This window comes from Bradyrhizobium sp. 195 (assembly GCF_023101665.1).
GTDB lineage: Bacteria > Pseudomonadota > Alphaproteobacteria > Rhizobiales > Xanthobacteraceae > Bradyrhizobium.
In genome coordinates this window covers 4,745,884-4,765,941 of sequence record NZ_CP082161.1, presented here as the reverse complement: position 1 = coordinate 4,765,941, position 20,058 = coordinate 4,745,884, and the positions used below count along the sequence as shown (strand labels likewise).

Genomic DNA, 20,058 nt, shown 5'->3' with positions numbered 1-20,058 from the left:
AGTGGATCCCCGGGTATCGCTGCGCTCACCCGGGCTACAAGACCGGAGTTTGGACCTTGGCCCACCGCCGCACGGCGACCGCCGTCCAGACCGTCTCGACAAGTCCGAACGGCCAGGCGCCCTGGAGAAAGCCGTAAATCCCGCTGAGCGCGCACGCCGCCGCGAAGGCCAGCACATAATGCGGCCCGCGCGGCTCGAGCGCGTAGAACAGCAGCATCGCGCTGACCGACAGCAGCCCGAAGATCGTGATTGTGTCCATCAACTCGCTGGCGGCCTCGGCTTCTTGGCGACCCCGAGCGCGTGGAACACCGCTGGCTCCATGACCGGCCATAGCGCGGCCGTCGCAGTCAGGATGGTCGCGGCGCCCATGAGAGCCAGCACCGACGATCGAATCCTGGAGCCGGTCGTCCGCGCTCGCCAAGCGATCCAGATCCAGGCGCCGATCACTACGGCGATCGACAATATCGTCATCAGGCCGTGCGCATGGTCCAGGACGGCAATCAGGCTTCCGGCACCGGCGAGCACGATGGCGGGCAATGTGAAGGGGAGCACGCAGCACGCCGTGCAGGCCGCAGCCAAGGCCGCGGTCGTGAGTGCTGCTGCGCCGGCAGCCTTGCCGCCGCCTCGCTTGGCCTTGCCGGTGCAGCCGCATCCTGACGTCTCCGACGGCAGGTTGCAGGACGGTCCGATAACGCTCATGTGATTCTCCTCATGCTTGTGCGTCAGGGAACCGATCGCTACGCCCTCAAGCCACTTGAGGTTCAAGCGAAAAGTGAGAGCTTTCATGAGAATTGGCGTCCTCGCCAAGGCGGCCGGAGTCTCGGTCGCCACCATCCGCTATTACGAAAGCATCGGCCTGCTGGCCTCGCCGGCGCGGCAAGGCGGTCAGCGCATCTACGGCGTTGAAGACGTCAAGGCGCTCAACCTCATCCGGCATTGTCGCGATCTCGATTTCTCGATCGACGCGACGCGCGATATCGTCGCATCGGTTCAGCGGCGGCTGCCCTGCAGCGACACGAAGAGTTTTGCGGAAAGGCACCTCGGCTCGATCAGGAAGAAGATCGCCGAACTGCGCGCCCTGGAGACGACGATCGCTTCGCTGGTCACTGGTTGTGAGACAACGTGTTGCGGCAGCGCCGCGCCGGACTGCGTGATCCTGCAGCCGGGATGCGGCGGCGCGTGAGCCAGCAGCCCGGATGAGCGCAGCGATACCCGGGGGGCCGCTCGCGCGGCATCTTGCACTGTCCCGGATGTCGCTCCGCTCATCCGGGCTACGGCTCCATCACCGTCACCCCTGAGGCGCTCGCCTCTTCGGCGAGCCTCGAAGGGCGACGGCCCGGCTGTGGCATTCATCCTTCGAGGCTCCCCATGGGACGCGTTGCGTCCCATGTCTCGCACCTCAGGATGACGGGACGGGCGTCGCCCTGTGTCGCCCTCTGTCAATGCACCCGCGCAAAAATATTCCACTTTACCGAAATTCGGTTTCGGCGTATGTGTCGCTCATCCCGGCTCATCCAAGAGGGGCGATCTTGTGTCGTCACGCATCGCGAGCCGGGCTTGCGGTGGACGCGGCAGCGTCGGCATGAGAGGTGCGGGCAGGGCGGGTAGTCCCTGTGAGTCCGCGGCCGCGTGCAGACGAGCGGCGCTGCTAGGTTCGTCTCGCCTGTAAGTTTTCGGCTCCGTCGACAGGGCTGGAAAAACTGCGGCGACATGGCGGGCCGTGCGTACGGCAAAACCGTGTGGTCCTGGCCGTCGTTGCTACGGTCAAGCTTTTCGCGAAGGTGCGAGCGAGCCCAACCGGGCAGACTGCATCATCCAATTCGCGGGGTGAGGGAGGCCAGAGGAAAGTTCGGCTCCCGGGAGATCACGGCATAAGCCGTCCGACCATCGCGCAGGGAAGGCCGAGTGATCGGCACCACCTGTATGCTGCTGTGCGGTCTCCTTTGCGCATTATTCGCGCAGCAGACCGCGGGTGCCTGCCGGCACCCGGCCTTCCCTGTGCCCTCTTGGATTTGAGAGGGGGACGAGACGAAGCAAAGCTCGGGTGGTTCAAGCCGCGAGATCGAAGAGCCATGTCTGCCACCATACACGTGGTGTCATCGCCCGGCTTGACCGGGCGATCCAGTACTCCGAGACGGTCGTGATCGAACCGAGAAGCCGCGGCGTACTGGATTCCCCGCTTTCGCGGGAATGACAGCGTCACTTGGGGAAGCAACTTGTCACCTCATCCTCCGTCATTGCGAGCGCAGCGACTTGTCCGCCGAAGCCTTGGCGAAGGCGGAAGCAATCCAGAATCCCTCCGCGGCGGGACTCTGGATTGCTTCGTCGCAAGGGCTCCTCGCAATGACGGGGAGAGAGCACGTACGTCACACTCCGCTCTCGTGCCCCGGACGCAGCGCAGCGTCCCCCGGCAATGCGAAGCATTGTCCAGTGCAGCGGCGCGGTGCTGAGCCGGGGCTCATCTCGCCGAGCCCTCCCGTGTCGCCTTCTGGGTCCCGGCTCTGCGCAGCGTCACGGCGTGCCGCAGCGCGTCCGGGACCCGAGAATGCTGGAGAGAGGCCGACTCACCTGGGAATCTCGTCAGCGAACGGATGCGGGCGCGTGCCTTAGATGTGAAATCAGAGGTTGTACCTGTCATCTTCGCGGGTATCTCAGTAAGACACTCCCGTGTCTTCCCGGTAACGATTGTGCCGTCCTTGCAACACCCGGCCCGGATTTAACCCTCATCACCGGCGGTTCGCATCACCGCCGCTTTTTGGCCACACCCAACCATGAATAAAATCGCTCTAATGTTTTGGAGGTAGCGGGCAGTCCTCGACGCCACGAGAAAATCCCAAGGTCGATTCAAAATCTTGGCTCTGATTTTTCGGGTCTGAAAGGGTTGACCGGGGAAGCTGGTTTGCGATGGGCGCGAAGATTGACAAGCAGAGGCTGCCGAGCCGTCACGTGACGGAAGGCCCTGCGCGCGCGCCCCATCGGTCCTATTTCTACGCCATGGGTCTGACCACCGCGCAGATCCACCAGCCCTTCGTCGGCGTCGCCTCCTGCTGGAACGAGGCGGCTCCCTGCAACATCGCGTTGATGCGTCAGGCCCAGGCGGTGAAGAAGGGCGTGGCGTCGGCGGGCGGCACGCCGCGCGAATTCTGCACCATCACCGTGACCGACGGCATCGCCATGGGGCATGACGGCATGCGCTCATCGCTGCCGTCGCGCGAATGCATCGCCGATTCGGTCGAGCTGACCGTTCGCGGCCATGCCTACGACGCCCTTGTCGGGCTCGCCGGCTGCGACAAGTCGCTGCCGGGCATGATGATGGCGATGGTCCGTCTCAACGTGCCCTCGATCTTCATCTACGGCGGCTCGATCCTGCCCGGCACTTTCCGCGGTCAGCAGGTCACCGTACAGGACATGTTCGAGGCCGTCGGCAAGCACTCGGTCGGTGCCATGTCGGACGAGGAGCTCGACGAGATTGAGCGCGTGGCGTGTCCTTCGGCGGGCGCCTGCGGCGCGCAGTTCACCGCCAACACCATGGCGACCGTTTCCGAGGCGATCGGCCTCGCACTGCCTTACTCGGCCGGTGCGCCGGCACCGTATGAAATCCGCGACGCCTTCTGCATGACCGCGGGCGAACAGGTCATGGAGCTGATCGCCCAAAACATCCGGCCGCGCGACATCGTCACCCGCAAGGCCCTGGAGAACGCGGCTGCCGTGGTCGCAGCCTCCGGCGGCTCGACCAATGCTGCGCTGCACCTGCCGGCGATCGCGCATGAGTGCGGCATCAAGTTCGACTTATTCGACGTCGCCGAAATCTTCAAAAAGACACCATATATCGCGGATTTGAAGCCGGGCGGCCGTTATGTCGCCAAAGACATGTTTGAAGTAGGTGGCATACCGCTTCTGATGAAGACGCTGCTCGACAACGGCTTCCTGCACGGTGATTGCCTTACCGTCACGGGCCGCACGATCGCTGAAAACCTCAAGAGCGTGAAGTGGAATCCGCACCAGGACGTGGTGCACCCGGCAGACAAGCCCATTACCGTGACAGGCGGTGTGGTCGGTCTGAAGGGCAATTTGGCGCCAGAAGGTGCGATCGTGAAAGTCGCGGGAATGTCCAACCTCAGGTTCACCGGTCCGGCCAGGTGCTTCGACCGCGAGGAGGATGCTTTCGAGGCGGTCCAGAAGCGCACCTACCGCGAAGGCGAAGTCATCGTGATCCGCTACGAGGGGCCGAAGGGCGGTCCCGGCATGCGGGAAATGCTCCAGACCACCGCAGCGCTGACCGGCCAGGGCATGGGCGGCAAGATCGCGCTCATCACCGACGGCCGCTTCTCCGGCGCCACCCGGGGCTTCTGCATCGGCCATGTCGGGCCGGAAGCCGCCATTGGCGGCCCGATCGGGCTGCTCGAGGATGGCGACATCATCGAGATCGACGCGGTTGCCGGTACCCTTAACGTAAAGTTGAGCGACGCCGATCTCGCCCAGCGCAAAACCAAATGGAGCGCTCGCGCGACTAACCACACGTCGGGTGCGCTCTGGAAATATGCTCAGCAGGTTGGACCAGCGGTCGGGGGGGCAGTGACCCATCCGGGCGGCGCGTACGAGAAACAGTGCTATGCGGACATCTAGGCGTGCCATAGTTGCGTTTGTGTTGGGGGCTGCTGCGCTGGCCGCGCCGGCGCTCGCCTTCGACGGCGCCCCTGTCAACCCGAAGGACGCGACCATCCCGGTCGTGACCACCTTGCCGGGGACCGCCGCGACCGTGCGCGGCAAGGTCGCGCCGGTGGTTGTGCCTCAGGAGACCTCGCTCAGTGCGCTGCAATATGCCGCCGAGGGTGGCCACCCGATCGCGCAGTGGAAGCTCGGCCGCATGTACGCCAATGGCGACGGCGTCGCCCAGGACGACCTGCGCGCTTTCGAATATTTCACCCGGATCGCCAACGCGCATGCCGAGGACAGCCCGTCGGCGCCGCAGGCGCAGATCGTGGCCAACGCCTTCGTCGCGCTCGGCCGCTACTATCTCAGCGGCATCCCGAACTCGAAGATCAAGTCGGACCCGGAGCGGGCGCGGGAGATGTTCTCCTATGCGGCTTCCTATTTCGGCAATGCCGACGCGCAATACGATCTCGCCCGGCTGTACCTGAAGACGCCGGACGCCTCGCGTGAGGATTACCGCTATGGCGCGCGCTGGCTCGGCCTTGCCGCCCAGAAGGGCCAGCACGAGGCACAGGCGCTGCTCGGCCAGATGCTGTTCAACGGCGACCGTCTGCCGCGGCAGGCCGCGCGCGGCCTGATGTGGCTGACCCTGGCGCGCGACAGCGCCGGCATTGAAGAGACCTGGATCAAGGAAAGCTACAACCGCGCCTTCGCCAAGGCCTCCGACGACGACCGCGCCATGGCCCTCCAGATGCTGGAGCAGTGGGTGCAGGGCCGCCGGGAGTAATCTCGGTCCCGTAGGGTGGATTAGCCGAAGGCGTAATCCACCACTCGAGGCCACGCTCACGCCGCCTCGAGATCCAGATCCGCCCAAACCGGCACGTGGTCCGACGGCTTCTCCCAGCTGCGCAAATAGCTGTCGATGCCGACATTGGCGAGCCGGTCGCTCGCCTGGGGCGACAGCAGCAGATGGTCGATCCGCAGGCCCTGGTTCTTCTGCCAGGCCCCGGCCTGGTAGTCCCAGAAGGTGTAGAGCCCGGGCTCGTCGGTGACGGCCCGCAAGGCGTCGGTGAGGCCAAGGCCGAGCAGGGACTGAAAGCTCTCGCGGGTCTCGGCCTTGAACAGGGCGTCCTCGGTCCAGGCGGCGGGGTTGTGGACGTCGCGGGCATGCGGAATGACATTGAAGTCGCCTGCGAGGATCAGCGGCTCCTCGGTCTTGAGACGCTCCTTCGAATAGTCAAGAAGCCGCGACATCCATTTGAGCTTGTAGGGATATTTCTCGGTCCCGACCGGATTGCCATTAGGCAGGTAAAGGCAGGCGATGCGCAGCACGCCGCGCTTGAGCGTCACCACGCCCTCGAGGAAGCGGGCGTGGGCGTCCTCGTCGTCGCCGGCGAGGCCCGACTTGGTCTCGTCGAACCGGAGCTTGGAGAGCAGGGCAACGCCGTTGAACGTCTTCTGCCCATGCGTGACCACGTTGTAGCCGAGCGCCTCGATCTCCAGCCGCGGGAAGGCCTCGTCGATGCATTTGATCTCCTGGAGGCAGACGATGTCCGGCTGGCATTCCTTCAGCCAGGTCAGCAGGAGGTCGATCCGCTGCCGGACCGAGTTCACGTTCCAGGTGGCAACTCTGATGGTCATGTCGGCGGGCTCCGGGCAGGGGCCATGGTTAGAACAAACTGCAAACGCGCCCGTCAAGGACGCCGCAAAATCTCCCACAAAATTAACTCGGCTTAAGCAGGCAGCAGGCCATTGATCGTCAAAAGGTTCCTCGGATGGGATGGCCGGACAAGTCGATAGAGCGAACTGAGCCGCGTGACGGCCTGATCGGCGCATTCCTGTATTGGCTCGGCGGCTTCGAGATCGAGGACGGCCTGACCGCCGATCTCAGCGAGCGCGAGATCCGCCGCATCCGCGCCAAGCAGATCGACGCGGTGACGCAGCTGATCCCGGTGACGATGGCGGTAACGATGCTGAACGTCGCCATCGTGCTGATCCTGTTCTGGGGCCGGGGCTGGAACGACTTCCTCGCGATCTGGGGTCTGACGCTCGCCACCACCGCCTCGCTCGCGGTGCGCGCATGGCGGCGGTCGCATCTGAATCCGCTGCAGGAGGCCTCACCCCGCGCCGCGCAGCAGATGCTGCGGCAGGCCGTGTTCCTCGCCGCGATCTGGGGCATGCTGCCGCTCGCCTTGTTCAGCCGCATCGAGCCGACCAGCCAGCTGCTCCTGGCCTGCCTGATGGTCGGCATGATGTCGGGCGGCGCCTTCATGCTCTCGACATTCCCGCGTGCCGGCCTCGTCTATCTCGCCACCATGACGCTCGCCTGCGCCGGCGCGCTGCTGCTCTGCGGCACCGGGCCCTATCTGATGACAGCGGTGTTCCTGTTGCTGTTCGCGTTTTTCATGGCGCGCAACATCGTCTCGCAGGGCAATCTGTTCCTCGGCAATCTCAAGGCCCAGCTCGAGCTCGAGCGCCAGACTGAGATTATTTCGCTGCTGCTGAAGGATTTTCAGGAGAACGCCAGCGACTGGCTATGGCAGACCGATGCCGAAGGGCATCTGGTAGACGTGCCCGAACGGTTCGCAGACGTCGCTCAGTTGCCGCTGCCGCTGCTGAAGGGATCGCATTTCGTCGACGTGCTCGACATGTTGTGTCCCGAAGACAAAAGCGCGGCCTACAACGTCGTCGGTCTGATGGAGCAGAACGAGCCGCTGCACGAGATGAATCTGAAGGTCGTCGCCGGTGGCGAGGCGCGGCTGTGGTCGCTGACGGCCAAGCCGGCCTATGACCGCGAGGGGCAGTTCCTCGGCTATCGCGGCTTCGGGCGCGACGTGACCGAGCGCTGGCGCGCGGAAAAGGCCGAGGCCGAGAGTCGCGCCAAGTCCGACTTCCTGGCGGTGATGAGCCACGAGATCCGCACGCCCATGAACGGCGTGCTCGGGCTTGCCAGCATGCTGCTCGAAACCAACCTCGATCCGGAGCAGCGCGAGGCGGTTACCACGATCCGCGAGTCCGGCGACAATCTCCAGCGCATCCTCAACGACATTCTCGACCTGTCCAAGCTCGAGGCCGGCCGCTTCGCGTTCGAGGCGATCGACTTCGCCCCGCAGGCGCTGGTGGAGACGGTCGCAAACGTCGCGCGCGCGAGTGCCAAGAGCAAGGGGCTGGCGGTCAAGGTCGAGCTTGATCCGAACCTGCCGCCGACGCTGCGCGGCGACGTCGCGCGCATCCGTCAGGTGCTGCTCAACCTCGCCTCCAACGCGGTGAAGTTCACCGATGAAGGCGGGGTGACGATCTCTGCAACCTGCCAGGCGCGCCGTGACCTGCTGGCGACCGTCGAATGGACGGTGACCGACAGCGGCATCGGTATCGCCCCCGAGAAGCTCGGCCAGCTCTTCAGCGACTTCGCGCAGGCCGACGCCTCGATCAGCCGCCGCTTCGGCGGCACTGGCCTTGGGCTTGCGATCTCCCGGCGCATCATCGAGCAGATGGGCGGCACGATCGGCGTTACCTCGACGCCAGGGGAGGGCTCAACTTTCCGTTTCACGCTGGTGCTGCCCTGGAGCCAGGCGCAGGCCTCCGAGCAGACGGCCGGCCGCGACGAGGCCGACGAGCTCCAGGCCCGCATCGCCGGCCTCGATCGGCCGCTGAAGGTGCTGGTCGCGGAGGACGATGCGGTCAACCGCATGGTCGTGAGCAAGATGCTGGGGGCCTTCGACGTCGAGCTGCGGGTCGTCACCGACGGCACCGAGGCCGTCGCGGCGGCCTCCGAGGGCAATTACGATGTCGTGCTGATGGACGTGCGCATGCCCGACATGGACGGGCTCGCCGCCACCCGCGCGATCCGCGCGCAGGACGGGCGCTTCGAGGGCTTGCCCATCATTGCGCTGACCGCGAACGCCTTCCCCGAGGACGTCAGGATCTGCCGCGAGGCTGGCATGTCGGACTTCCTGGCCAAGCCGCTGCGCAAGCCGGCACTGGTCGCGGCATTGCTGCGCGCGCTGGACGGCCACGTGATGTCGGGGGACGCGCCGCTCCAGCCGGAGCTGTTGCCGGTCGAACTCGAGTGGACGGACGAGGAAAGGCAGATCACCGGCGCCTAAGCGCTCAGATCGAAAAACTCGTCCCGCAGCCGCAGGACGCCGTGGCGTTGGGATTGTTGACGCGGAACGAGGCGCCGATCAGGTCGTCGACGAAGTCGACCTGGGACCCCTCCAGGAACGGCTGCGAGGCGGAATCGACCAGCACCACCGCATTGTCCTGCTCGATCACGAGATCGTCGTCAGTGCGGGCACGGTCGATGTCGAACTTGTACTGGAAGCCGGAGCAGCCGCCGCCTTCGACGGAGATGCGCAGCATCGCGCCAGAGCCTTCGCCCTTGAGGATCTCCCCAATCCGGCGTGCGGCCCGATCGCTGATGGTTACGGCAGTCGTCATCGTTGGTCTCCGATCGTCCAGTGCGTCATACCCAATTCATTTGGTATCCCGCGCCCGACATAGTTAAGTGCCACCATACGCAGAATCAAATGGATAGGGACTAAATTCGCCGTGTCCGTCGGAATGGCAGCCCCCCGCGCGCCCTATGCCTGCGACCCCGATCGCAGCCGCGGCCGGTTGGTCGCCGAGCCGCCGAGCCGGACCCGCAGCCCGTTCCGCCGGGATTGCGACCGGGTGATCCATTCCACCGCGTTCCGCCGGCTGAAGTACAAGACCCAGGTGTTCGTGTTCCACGAGGGCGACCACTACCGCACCCGACTGACCCATTCGCTGGAGGTGGCCCAGATCGCCCGCGCGCTGGCCAGGCAACTCGGGCTGGACGAGGACCTCACCGAAACCCTGGCGCTGGCCCATGATCTCGGTCATCCCCCCTTCGGCCATGCCGGCGAGCGGGCGCTGGACGCTTGCCTCAAGGCGTTCGGCGGCTTCGACCACAACGCCCAGACGCTCCGCGTCGTCGCTTCGCTCGAGCACCGCTATCCTGAATTCGACGGGCTGAACCTGACCTGGGAGTCGCTGGAGGGCATCGTCAAGCACAACGGTCCGCTGACCGACCGCAGTGGTGCGCCTGTCGGGCGCTACCGCGAGCAGGGTATTCCCGTCGGAATCGCCGACTACATCAAGAGCTACGACCTCGAACTCTGGAGCTTCGCCTCACTGGAGGCTCAGGTCGCGGCCATCGCCGACGACATCGCCTATGACGCCCACGATATCGACGATGGCCTGCGCGCCGGCCTGTTCCATCTCGACGATCTCAAGGTGATGCCGCTCACCGCTGAAATCATCGCCGAGACCTCGGCGCATTATCCTGAGCTCGAAGAGCTCAGGCGCGGCGCTGAATTGGTGCGCGAGTTGATCTCGCATCTGATCGGCGCGGTGTTCGCGGAGGCGCAGAAGAACATCGCCGCGGTCAAGCCGCAGTCGGCCCAGGACGTCCGGCAGCAGAGCAGGGCGCTGATCGCGTTCCCGGCCGAGGTCGCCGAGGAAGAGGCGGCGATCAAGCGCTTCCTGTACCAGCACATGTACCGTCACAAGCGGGTGATGCGGGTGATGGGCGAGGCGGAGCAGATCCTGTTCGACCTGTTCGCCAAATACCTGAAGGAGCCGGCCGAGTTGCCGCCGGAATGGCTGCTGGGGGCGGAGGCTGACAACGAGGGCGACCGGGCCCGCCGGATCGGCAATTTCATTGCCGGAATGACCGACCGTTTCGCCCTGACCGAGCACCAGCGGCTTTTTGACTCGACCCCGGATTTGCGTTAGGCGGCGGCCATGCCCCAGACATCCTCATCCCTGCATTTGTTCGCCGACGTGCTCGCACGCGTGCACGCCGCCTGCCGTGCGCTGGCCGTGGAAGCCAACTGGCCCGAGGGCATCGATTACGCGCGCGTGGTGGTCGAGCCGCCGCGCGATGCCTCCCATGGCGACATGGCGACCAACGCCGCGATGGTGCTGGCCAAAGAGGCAAAGGCAAAGCCGCGCGATCTCGCCGAGCAGATCGCCGAACGGCTGCGCACTGATGCATTGATCGCCAAGGTCGACGTTGCCGGTCCCGGCTTCATCAATTTGACGCTCAAGCCGGCCGCCTGGGCGGAGGCGCTGCGGACCGTGCTGCGCGAGGCTGCTGATTACGGCCGCGTCCGCGGCGGCACCAAGGTCAATGTCGAGTACGTCTCGGCCAATCCGACCGGGCCGATGCACGTCGGTCATTGCCGCGGCGCCGTGTTCGGCGACGCGCTTTCGAGCCTGCTCCAGTTCGCCGGCCACGACGTCACGCGCGAATACTACATCAATGATGCCGGCGCCCAGGTCGACGTGCTCGCGCGCTCCGCCTTCCTCAGGTATCGCGAGGCGCTCGGCGAGGACATCGGTCCGATCCCCGAGGGCCTTTATCCCGGCGACTACCTCAAGCCAGTCGGCGCAGCCCTGGCGACGGAGCACGGCGACAAGCTGCTCGCGATGAGCGAGGCCGAATGGCTGCCGACGGTGCGGGCCAAGGCGATCGCGATGATGATGGACGAGATCAAGGACGATCTCGCCGCCCTCAACATCCGCCACGACGTGTTCTTCTCGGAACGCTCGCTGATCGAGACCGGCAACAACAAGGTCGCCGAAACGATCGATTTCCTGAAGGCCAAGGGCGATATCTACGAAGGCCGCCTGCCGCCGCCGAAGGGCGCCCCGGTCGAGGATTGGGAAGATCGCGAGCAGCTGCTGTTCAAGGCGACTGCTTACGGCGACGACGTCGATCGTCCGCTGATCAAGTCGGACAATTCCTACACCTACTTCGCCTCCGACATCGCCTACCACAAGAACAAGTTCGACCGCGGCTTCGCCGAGATGATCGACGTCTGGGGCGCCGACCATGGCGGCTACATCAAGCGCATGCAGGCGGCGGTGAAGGCGACGACGTCAGGCAAGGGGGCGCTCGACGTCAAGATCGTCCAGCTCGTCAAGCTGCTGCGCAACGGCGAACCGGTGAAAATGTCCAAGCGGAGCGGGGACTTCGTCACCCTGCGTGAGGTGGTGGATGAAGTCGGCCAGGACGCCGTCCGCTTCATGATGCTCTATCGCAAGAACGACGCCGTGCTCGACTTCGACCTCGCCAAGGTCATGGAACAGTCGCGCGACAACCCGGTGTTCTATGTCCAGTACGGCCATGCCCGCGGCCACTCGATCTTCCGCAACGCGCGAGCTGAGGTGTTCCCGGAACTGCCGGAGGATTCGGACAAACGCATCGCCTGGCTCAGTGAGTCGGCGGTAGAACGGTTGTCAGACCCGGTCGAGCTTGAACTTCTCAAGCGCCTCGCAATATATCCGCGCATGCTCGAGGCCGCCGCCGCGGCCCACGAGCCGCACCGAATTGCCTTTTATCTCTATGATTTAGCCAGCGAATTTCATGCACTTTGGACGAAGGGGCGCGATTTGCCCTATTTACGCTTCATTATCAATAATGATGCAGATCTAACAAAGGCGCGGCTGGCCATGGTCCAGGGCGTCGTCTCGGTTCTGGCATCGGGCCTCGCCATCCTCGGCGTCCATGCCCCGAACGAGATGCGGTAGTTTGGGGCGAACTACTTAAGGGAAATTCGGGGGTAACCGGCAGAAGCCGGATCGCTTAACTTGGTTGAAAGCCTTGTGGGTCGAAAGCCGCGCCTTGGTCGAGGGGTGCGCGGCTTTCCCGAAGGGACGCATCATCACGATGGCCGAACGATATCAGGACAGACCGTTTCCTTCCGATGACTATGGTCGCGGTGGCGACCCGCATGGCAGGACGGAAAGCGATCCCTTGGCTGAACTCGCCCGCCTGATCGGACAGACCGATCCTTTCGCCTCGCAGTCGCGCCCGCCGGCAGCGTCTCCGCCCGCGCCGAGCTATCAGGACGACGATCGACAGCACGATTATCAGCAGGACGATGCCGAGCCGGCCCCGCCGACACCGCCCGGGCCGCCCTCATGGATGCGGCGCGCCAATGTGCAGCGGGCACCCGCGCCCGAGCCTGACTATCCCGTCCCCGTGAACCCGGTCCATCCGCTGCATCGCTATTCAGCCCAGCCCGCTGCGCCCGAGCCTGATCTTCATCAGCCGCAGGCCTATCAGGATCAGGCCTATCAGGATCACGCCTATCAGGGGCAGGCCTACCAGCAGCAGGATCACGCCTACCAGCAACAAGCCCATCAGGAGCCATATCAGCAGCCCGATCCGGAGCGCTACGACGATGCGCTCTACGGCCGGCTGGAGGCAGGCAAGCAGGACTATAAGCGCGATCCGGCCTATCCCGACGATCCCTACGCCTATCAGAGCGATTATCCCGACGCGGAGCTCGAGGAGCCGAAGAAGCAGCGCGGCGGCATGATGACGGTCGCGGCGATCCTGGCGCTTGCCGTGGTCGGCACGGGCGCTGCCTTCGCCTACAAGACCTATGTCGGCTCGCCCCGCAGCGGTGAGCCGCCGATCATCAAGGCTGACAACACCCCGACCAAGATCGTGCCCGCGCCGGCGGATTCCTCGGCCAAGGTGCCGGATCGCATGGTGAGCGGCGATGGCTCCGAGAAAATCGTGCCGCGCGAAGAGGCGCCGGTCGACGTCAATGCCAAGGCGGGCGGTCCCCGCGTGGTGTTCCCGCCGTTGAACCAGAATGCGAACCCGCCGTCGGTCGCGAGCGTGTCGCCGTCCACGGTACCGCCGCCGGGCGCGGGGGTGGCTGCGAGCAACGGCACGCTGCCGAACAATTCGCCGCGCGCGATCAGGACCGTGGCCGTGAAGGGCGATCAGACCGATAGCGCCACGCCGCAATCGGCCGCTGCCGCGAGGCCCGCGCCCACGACGGCTGCACCGAAGCCTGTTGCTGCGCCCGTCGTCGCACCGGCCGCGCCGCGCAATCCGCCGACCTCGGCCAATGCCAGCGCCAACCAGCCGATGTCGCTGGCGCCGCAATCGGCACCGGCGGCTGAGCCGCCGCAGCGGATGGCTGCGACCGCCCCGACGCAAATCGCGCCCGCGAGCAGCGGCGGTGGCGGCTACATCGTGCAGGTCTCCTCGCAGCAGAGCGAGGATAGCGCCGCCGCGTCGTACCGCGTGCTTCAGAGCAAATATGGCAGCGTGCTCGGCTCCCGTTCGCCGGTGATCAAGCGCGTGGACCTCTCCGACAAGGGCAAGGGGGTCGTCTACCGCGCCTTCGCCGGGCCCTATGGTTCGGCGGAGGAGGCGACGCACGCCTGCAACAGCCTGAAGTCTGCGGGCTTGTCCGCCTGCTTCGTCCAGAGGAATTAATGGCCGTTTCCTTGACCCCCTCGCGGGTCAGGGTTAATCGGCCGTTATGAGCACGCGGGCCTTCATTACCGGCGTATCCGGAACCGAACTGACCGCCATCGAGCGGGAGTTTATCCGCGACCAGCGCCCATGGGGCTTCATCCTGTTCAAGCGCAATGTCGCAACGCCAGCTCAAGTCGCTGCTCTGGTTGCGGAATTGCGGGCGGCGGCAGGTGTTGCCGACGCGCCTGTCCTGATCGATCAGGAGGGCGGACGGGTGCAGCGGCTGGGTCCGCCGCACTGGCCGGTCTATCCGCCGGGCACCGTGTTCTCGACCTTGTACGACACTGATTCGGCGCTCGGGCTCACCGCGGCACGTCTCAGCGCACGCCTGATCGCGGCTGATCTCGCCGATCTCGGCATTACCGTGGATTGCCTGCCGCTGGCCGACGTACCGGTGCCGGGCGCCGATGCCGTCATTGGGAACCGGGCCTACGGCACTGAGCCGGCCAAGGTCGCGGCGATCGCGCGCGCCGTCACCGAAGGGCTGGAGCAGGGCGGCGTCCTGCCGGTCCTCAAACACATTCCCGGCCATGGCCGGGCCACCGCCGACACCCATTTCAAGCTGCCGACGGTGGATACGCCGAGGAACGAGCTGGAACAGACCGACTTCGCGGCGTTCAAGCCGCTTTCGGATCTGCCAATGGCCATGACTGCACATGTTGTGTTTAGCGCGGTCGATCCCGCCCATCCGGCGACGACATCTGCGACAATGATTGCTGACGTGATTCGCGGCGTAATCGGGTTCCAGGGTTTGTTAATGAGTGATGACGTGTCGATGAACGCGCTGTCGGGGAATATCGCGGAGCGAACCCGCGCGATTTTCGCGGCCGGCTGCGACGTGGCCCTGCATTGCAACGGCAACATCGAGGAGATGCGCGAGGTTGCCGGCCAGACACCAGAATTGTCCGGCCGGGCGCTGGAGCGGGCGAACGCCGCGCTCGCCGCGCGCAAGGCGCCGCAGCCGCTCGACCGCGTCGCCGCACGCACTGAGCTGGACGCATTGATCGCACGGGCAAACACGGCATCCGCATGACTGCAGAAATCTTATCGTTTGAGACCGGGCGGCCTGCAGAGCTGGCCGAGGATGAACCGGCGTTGGTGGTGGACGTCGAGGGCTATGAGGGCCCGCTCGACCTGTTGCTCGCGCTGGCTCGGAACCAGAAGGTGGACCTCGCCAAGATCTCGATCCTGGCACTGGCGGACCAATACCTCCACTTCATCGAAGCCGCGCGAAAAATCCGGCTGGAGCTTGCGGCCGACTACCTCGTCATGGCGGCCTGGCTCGCCTTCCTGAAGTCGCGCTTGCTGCTGCCGGAGCCGCCGAGCGCAGAAGGCCCGAGCGCGGAGCAGATGGCGACAGCGCTCGCCAACCGTCTGCGCCGGCTGGAAGCCATTCGCGAGGCTGCCAACCGGCTGATGAACAGGCCGCAATTGCAGCGCGACATCTTCCCGCGCGGCGAGCCCGAGCAGATCGCCGAGATCAAGCATCCGAAATACACGGCGACGCTGTACGACTTGCTCACCGCCTATGCTTCGCAGCGCCAGTCGCGCGTGCTGGCGAGCGTGCATCTGGCCAAGCGCACGGTGTGGTCGCTCGCCGAGGCGCGCGCCACGCTGGAGCGGCTGGTCGGCAGCATCAGCGAGCAGGACGATTGGGGCGTGCTCGACGACTTCCTGATCCGCCACGTCGCCGATCCGACGCAGCGCGCGACGGTGTTCGCCTCGAGCTTTGCCGCCGCGCTCGAATTGGTGCGCGAAGGTCAGCTGGAGCTGAACCAGAAAGAGGCCTTTGCCCCGATCTATTTCCGAAAGGGGCGCCCGAAACCGGTCGCGGACGCAGTTCCTGCGCCTGATGCGCCGGTCGGTTAAGTGCAAGAAGGAGAAGCTACCATGGCAAGCCTGGCTGAAGTGCGGGTAGAAGAGGCCGAGCCGATGGAGAACGAAACCCAGGCACGTCCCGAGGAACTGCGGCTGCTGGAAGCGCTGCTGTTCGCTTCGAGTGAACCGCTGGATACCGCGACGCTGGCCAAGCGCATGCCCGAGGGTGTCGACGTCAAGGCGGCGCTCGAGCAGCTCCAGGCCGATTATGCCATGCGCGGGGTGAATCTCGTTCGCGTCGCCAACAAATGGACCTTCCGCACCGCCGGCGATCTCGCCTGGCTGATGACGCGGGAGAGCACCGAGACCCGCCGCCTGTCGCGCGCCGCGATCGAGGTGCTGGCGATCATTGCCTATCACCAGCCGGTAACGCGCGCCGAGATCGAGGAGATCCGCGGCGTCGTCACCTCGAAGGGCACGCTCGACGTGCTGCTGGAGACCGGTTGGATCAAGCCGCGTGGCCGGCGCAAGACGCCCGGCCGTCCGCTGACCTTCGGAACCACCGAGGACTTCCTGTCGCAATTCACCCTGGAACAGCTCGGCGATCTGCCGGGCCTCGAGGAGCTGAAAGGCACGGGCCTGCTGGATTCGCGCCTGCCGACCGGATTCAGCGTACCGACGCCATCGGACGACCCACAGCTCCGCGAGGACGAGGATCCGCTGGAACCGGGCGACGAGCTCGATCTGGCGCTGGCGCCTGCGGTCGAGCCCGAGACCCCGGAAGAGACGCCGGACGGTGGCAAAGAGGGCGGCGGCGAGGGCGGCACCGAAGAGTGACACCCCGGCTGTTTGCGGGCTCCTGCGACCGGTTAACACTAGCAAGATTACGTAGTGCCGACAGCGAATTGGCACTGCCTTGGTCCTTGTTTTTGAGCCTTGCCAAGCCTAGGTTTCGGTGAAGATCGGCCGGGTCCCCGGCCATGCGCGTTTGGAGGGTTGCAGGATGGGTTCACTCAGCATTTGGCACTGGATCCTGGTGATCGCAGTGGTCCTGTTGCTGTTCGGCCGCGGCAAGATTTCGGATCTGATGGGCGACGTGGCGCAGGGCATCAAGGCATTCAAGAAGGGCATGCAGGACGACGACAAGCCCGCCGAGAAGCCGGAGCCGGCCAAGTCCATCGAACACAATGGCGCGCCGACTGCGGCGCGGTCCGACGTCGGCAGCAAGGCCGTCTGAGCCAGAGAACACGCGAGACGCGGCCAGCGCCCCGATCCTGCGCGCAAGGGTTGGGCCGGCTGCGGCTGTCGTGAACGGAAGACCTCATGTTCGACATCGGGTGGAGTGAACTGGTCCTCATCGGGGTCGTGGCCCTGATCGCCATCGGCCCGAAAGAGCTGCCGGGCGTGCTGCGCATGGTCGGACAGTGGTTGGGCAAAGCGCGCAAGATGGCCGCCGAATTCCAGGGCCAGTTCCAGGAAGCGATGCGCGAGGCCGAAATGGCCGACCTCAAGAAGAGCTTCGACGAGGTCAAGGAAGCCGCCACGGGATTCAATCCGCTGACCTCGCTCCAGAAGGACGTCAGCGACGCGCTGCGCGTCGATGCGCTCGACAAGCCGGCGGAGACCTCCACGACGACTGCCGCTGAACCTCCGGCGACTTCAATTGAAGCGCCGGCGACTTCAAGTGAAGCGCCGACGACGCCCACGACGCCGGAGGCCCCGACGCCCGCGACCTTCATGGAAGCCGAGGCGCATGCGGCCGCGAACGAGCCGCTCGCGATCACCCGCGAGGTCGAGCAGGCGCAGGTTGCGCAGGACACCGCGCCATCCGAAGCGATCAAGGACGCCAAAGCGTCATGAGCGACGCCGATATCGAGGCCAGCAAAGCCCCGCTGATGGACCATCTGATCGAGCTGCGTTCGCGGCTGATCAAGGCGCTGCTCGGATTCGGCATTGCTTTTATCTTCTGCTTCTTCTTCGCCAAGCAGATCTACAACGTGCTGGTGTGGCCGTTCGTGTGGATCGCGGGTCCGGAGAATTCCAAGTTCATCTACACGGCGCTGCTGGAATATTTCATCACCCAGCTCAAGCTCGCACTGTTCGGCGCCGGCTTCATCTCGTTCCCGATCGTGGCGACGCAGATCTACAAATTCGTCGCGCCGGGGCTGTACAAGCACGAGAAGCAGGCCTTCCTGCCGTATCTGGTCGCGACTCCCTTCTTCTTCGTGCTCGGCGCGGCGCTGGTCTATTTCGTCGTGCTGCCGATGCTGGTCCGCTTCTCGCTCGGCATGCAGCAGGCCGGCAGCGACGAGACCGCGCAGATCCAGCTGTTGCCCAAGGTCGGCGAATATCTGTCGCTGATGATGTCGCTGATCTTCGCCTTCGGCATCGCCTTCCAGCTTCCGGTGATCCTGACTCTGCTCGGCCGCATCGGCATCGTGACCTCGAAGATGCTGCGCGAGAAGCGTCGCTATTTCATCGTCATGGCCTTCGTCATCGCGGCCGTGCTGACCCCGCCCGACGTGCTGAGCCAGTGCTCGCTCGCGATCCCGCTGATGGCGCTCTACGAGGGCTCGATCATCGCGGTCGGGATCGTGGAAAAGAAGGCGACGGCAGCTGCGCAGGCGACCACCAGTACCGACGTCTCGACGCCGGCCAATCCGGCGGAGTAGGGCGCCGCCACACGCACCGCCGTCATTCCCCGCGCATGCGGGGAACCAGTACGCCGCGGCCGATCGTGGAATCACCGCCCTCTCTGGAATACTGGATCATCCGCCTTCGCGGATGATGTCAGCTATGCTAGGGGGAGGCGCGCTGGCGTACAACGTTTGCCGGTGTACGTTTACGCGCTGATCCAGGACCACGCCCATGCACGACATCAAATCGATCCGCGACAATCCGCAAGCCTTCGACGCCGGTCTCGCACGGCGGGGTCTGAAGCCGTTGTCGGCCTCGCTGCTCGCGATCGACGAGAAGCGGCGGGCGGCGATCCTGGCCTCCGAGCAGGCGCAGGCGCGGCGCAATGCAGCCTCCAAGGAGATCGGCGACGCCAAGAAGGCCAAGGACGAGGCCCGCGCGGCCAAGCTGATGGCGGAGGTCGCCGAGCTCAAGACCACGATGCCGCAGCTCGAGGCCGCCGCGAAGACCGCCGACGAGGAGCTGACGAAAGAGCTGTCCGCGATCCCGAACATTCCGTTCGACGAAGTACCCGACGGTGGCGACGAGCACGGCAACGTGCTGCACCACGTGTTCGGCAACAAGCGCAACTACAGCTTCGCGCCGAAGCTGCATGACGATCTCGGCACCGCGCTCGGTGACATGGATTTCGAGGCGGCGGCAAAACTCTCGGGCGCGCGTTTCGTCGTGCTCAAGAAAGGACTGGCGCGGCTCGAGCGCGCGCTCGGCCAGTTCATGCTGAATCTGCACGTCGACGAGCACGGCTATACCGAGATCAATCCGCCCCTGCTGGTGCGCAACGAGATCATGTTCGGCACCGGGCAATTGCCGAAATTCGAGGACGACCAGTTCTGGGCAATCAAGGGCGAGCTTCTCGCTGCGCCCGACCAGGAGCGACTGAGGACAGAGCGCCTCGGCCTCATCCCCACCGCGGAAGTGTCGCTCACCAATCTCGCGCGCGAATCCATCCTCGACGAGAAGCAATTGCCGATGCGGCTGACGGCATTGACGCCGTGTTTTCGTGCTGAGGCAGGCGCCGCGGGACGCGATACGCGCGGCATGATCCGTCAGCATCAGTTCACCAAGGTCGAGCTGGTTTCGATCACGACGCCGGAGACCAGCAAGGACGAGCACGAGCGGATGCTTGCCTGCGCCGAGGAAGTGCTGCGCCGGCTCGATCTGCATTACCGCGTGATGACGCTCTGCACCGGAGATATGGGTTTTTCGTCGCAAAAGACCTATGACATCGAGGTTTGGATGCCGGGCCAGGGCGAGGGCGGGGCATTCCGCGAGATCTCGAGCTGCTCGGTCTGCGGCGACTTTCAGGCGCGCCGTATGGACGCGCGCTCGCGCGGTCCCGACGGCAAGCCGCGTTTCGTGCACACGCTGAACGGTTCCGGCACCGCGCTCGGCCGTGCGCTGATCGCCGTCATGGAGACCTATCAGCAGGAGGACGGCTCGATTGCGGTCCCCGACGTGCTGCAACCCTATATGGGCGGCGTGAAGGTGATCGGGCGCGACTAAAGCGTTTTCGAGCGAAGTGGATACCGGTTCGCGTCAAGAAAACGCGTCATGACGAGAATCGCGTTGCGAAGATG

General features: G+C 65.1%; 18 protein-coding genes. 14 read left to right on the top strand and 4 right to left on the bottom strand.

The window, feature by feature from the left end; genetic code table 11:
* Positions 1-34 precede the first annotated feature (34 nt).
* Entirely contained in the window at positions 35-259 is a 225-nt protein-coding gene (locus IVB26_RS22100) for a hypothetical protein (RefSeq protein ID WP_247006080.1), read from the bottom strand.
* The gene (locus IVB26_RS22095) at positions 259-699 is read right to left on the bottom strand and encodes a hypothetical protein (protein ID WP_247967401.1); all 441 of its coding nucleotides are present in this window, start codon (positions 697-699) and stop codon (positions 259-261) included. Before IVB26_RS22095 ends, IVB26_RS22100 begins: the two co-directional genes overlap by 1 nt.
* Positions 700-784: 85 nt before the next feature.
* Here IVB26_RS22095 and IVB26_RS22090 point away from each other — a divergent pair, with 85 nt between their 5' ends.
* The 3 genes from IVB26_RS22090 (at position 785) to IVB26_RS22080 (ending at position 5,440) form a co-directional block, all read left to right on the top strand.
* Complete coding sequence (locus IVB26_RS22090) at positions 785-1,183, top strand: MerR family transcriptional regulator (RefSeq protein WP_247967400.1); 399 nt, start codon at positions 785-787, stop codon at positions 1,181-1,183.
* 1,721 nt (positions 1,184-2,904) lie between these two features.
* Positions 2,905-4,626, top strand: a complete 1,722-nt coding sequence (gene ilvD, locus IVB26_RS22085; protein ID WP_247967399.1) for a dihydroxy-acid dehydratase — start codon at positions 2,905-2,907, stop codon at positions 4,624-4,626.
* Entirely contained in the window at positions 4,613-5,440 is an 828-nt protein-coding gene (locus IVB26_RS22080; protein ID WP_247967398.1) for a tetratricopeptide repeat protein, read from the top strand. The genes ilvD and IVB26_RS22080 overlap by 14 nt, the downstream gene beginning before the upstream one ends.
* 56 nt (positions 5,441-5,496) lie before the next feature.
* On the opposite strand, the gene xth is transcribed toward IVB26_RS22080, so the two are convergent.
* On the bottom strand, positions 5,497-6,294 hold the full coding sequence (xth, locus tag IVB26_RS22075; RefSeq protein WP_247967397.1) for an exodeoxyribonuclease III: 798 nt from the start codon (positions 6,292-6,294) through the stop codon (positions 5,497-5,499).
* A 134-nt stretch (positions 6,295-6,428) separates the two neighbouring features.
* On the opposite strand from xth, the gene IVB26_RS22070 reads away from it, so the two are divergent.
* Complete coding sequence (locus IVB26_RS22070) at positions 6,429-8,759, top strand: hybrid sensor histidine kinase/response regulator (RefSeq protein ID WP_247967396.1); 2,331 nt, start codon at positions 6,429-6,431, stop codon at positions 8,757-8,759.
* A gap of 4 nt (positions 8,760-8,763) precedes the next feature.
* Here IVB26_RS22070 and erpA read toward each other — a convergent pair whose 3' ends face one another.
* Positions 8,764-9,093, bottom strand: coding sequence for an iron-sulfur cluster insertion protein ErpA (erpA, locus tag IVB26_RS22065; protein ID WP_212084647.1), 330 nt, complete (start codon positions 9,091-9,093; stop codon positions 8,764-8,766).
* Between the two features lie 111 nt (positions 9,094-9,204).
* Between erpA and IVB26_RS22060 the strand changes: the two genes are divergently transcribed.
* The 10 genes from IVB26_RS22060 (at position 9,205) to serS (ending at position 19,984) form a co-directional block, all read left to right on the top strand.
* A complete protein-coding gene (locus tag IVB26_RS22060; RefSeq protein WP_247967395.1) occupies positions 9,205-10,413 on the top strand; it encodes a deoxyguanosinetriphosphate triphosphohydrolase in 1,209 nt (402 codons plus the stop codon).
* 9 nt (positions 10,414-10,422) lie between these two features.
* Positions 10,423-12,213 (top strand): arginine--tRNA ligase, encoded by a 1,791-nt coding sequence (argS, locus tag IVB26_RS22055; protein WP_247967394.1) that lies wholly within the window; start codon positions 10,423-10,425, stop codon positions 12,211-12,213.
* 139 nt (positions 12,214-12,352) lie between these two features.
* The gene (locus IVB26_RS22050; RefSeq protein WP_247967393.1) at positions 12,353-13,924 is read left to right on the top strand and encodes an SPOR domain-containing protein; all 1,572 of its coding nucleotides are present in this window, start codon (positions 12,353-12,355) and stop codon (positions 13,922-13,924) included.
* Between the two features lie 46 nt (positions 13,925-13,970).
* Positions 13,971-14,999, top strand: coding sequence for a beta-N-acetylhexosaminidase (gene nagZ, locus IVB26_RS22045; protein ID WP_247967392.1), 1,029 nt, complete (start codon positions 13,971-13,973; stop codon positions 14,997-14,999).
* Entirely contained in the window at positions 14,996-15,835 is an 840-nt protein-coding gene (locus IVB26_RS22040; protein ID WP_247967391.1) for a segregation and condensation protein A, read from the top strand. Before nagZ ends, IVB26_RS22040 begins: the two co-directional genes overlap by 4 nt.
* Before the next feature lie 21 nt (positions 15,836-15,856).
* On the top strand, positions 15,857-16,621 hold the full coding sequence (gene scpB / locus IVB26_RS22035) for an SMC-Scp complex subunit ScpB (protein ID WP_247967390.1): 765 nt from the start codon (positions 15,857-15,859) through the stop codon (positions 16,619-16,621).
* A 166-nt stretch (positions 16,622-16,787) separates the two neighbouring features.
* On the top strand, positions 16,788-17,021 hold the full coding sequence (locus tag IVB26_RS22030; RefSeq protein ID WP_018317874.1) for a twin-arginine translocase TatA/TatE family subunit: 234 nt from the start codon (positions 16,788-16,790) through the stop codon (positions 17,019-17,021).
* Between the two features lie 86 nt (positions 17,022-17,107).
* The gene (gene tatB, locus IVB26_RS22025) at positions 17,108-17,644 is read left to right on the top strand and encodes a Sec-independent protein translocase protein TatB (RefSeq protein ID WP_247967389.1); all 537 of its coding nucleotides are present in this window, start codon (positions 17,108-17,110) and stop codon (positions 17,642-17,644) included.
* Positions 17,641-18,456: a twin-arginine translocase subunit TatC gene (gene tatC / locus IVB26_RS22020; RefSeq protein ID WP_247967388.1), complete on the top strand. Its 816-nt coding sequence runs from the start codon at positions 17,641-17,643 to the stop codon at positions 18,454-18,456. Before tatB ends, tatC begins: the two co-directional genes overlap by 4 nt.
* 196 nt (positions 18,457-18,652) lie before the next feature.
* Positions 18,653-19,984 (top strand): serine--tRNA ligase, encoded by a 1,332-nt coding sequence (serS, locus tag IVB26_RS22015; RefSeq protein ID WP_247967387.1) that lies wholly within the window; start codon positions 18,653-18,655, stop codon positions 19,982-19,984.
* Positions 19,985-20,058: the final 74 nt, after the last annotated feature.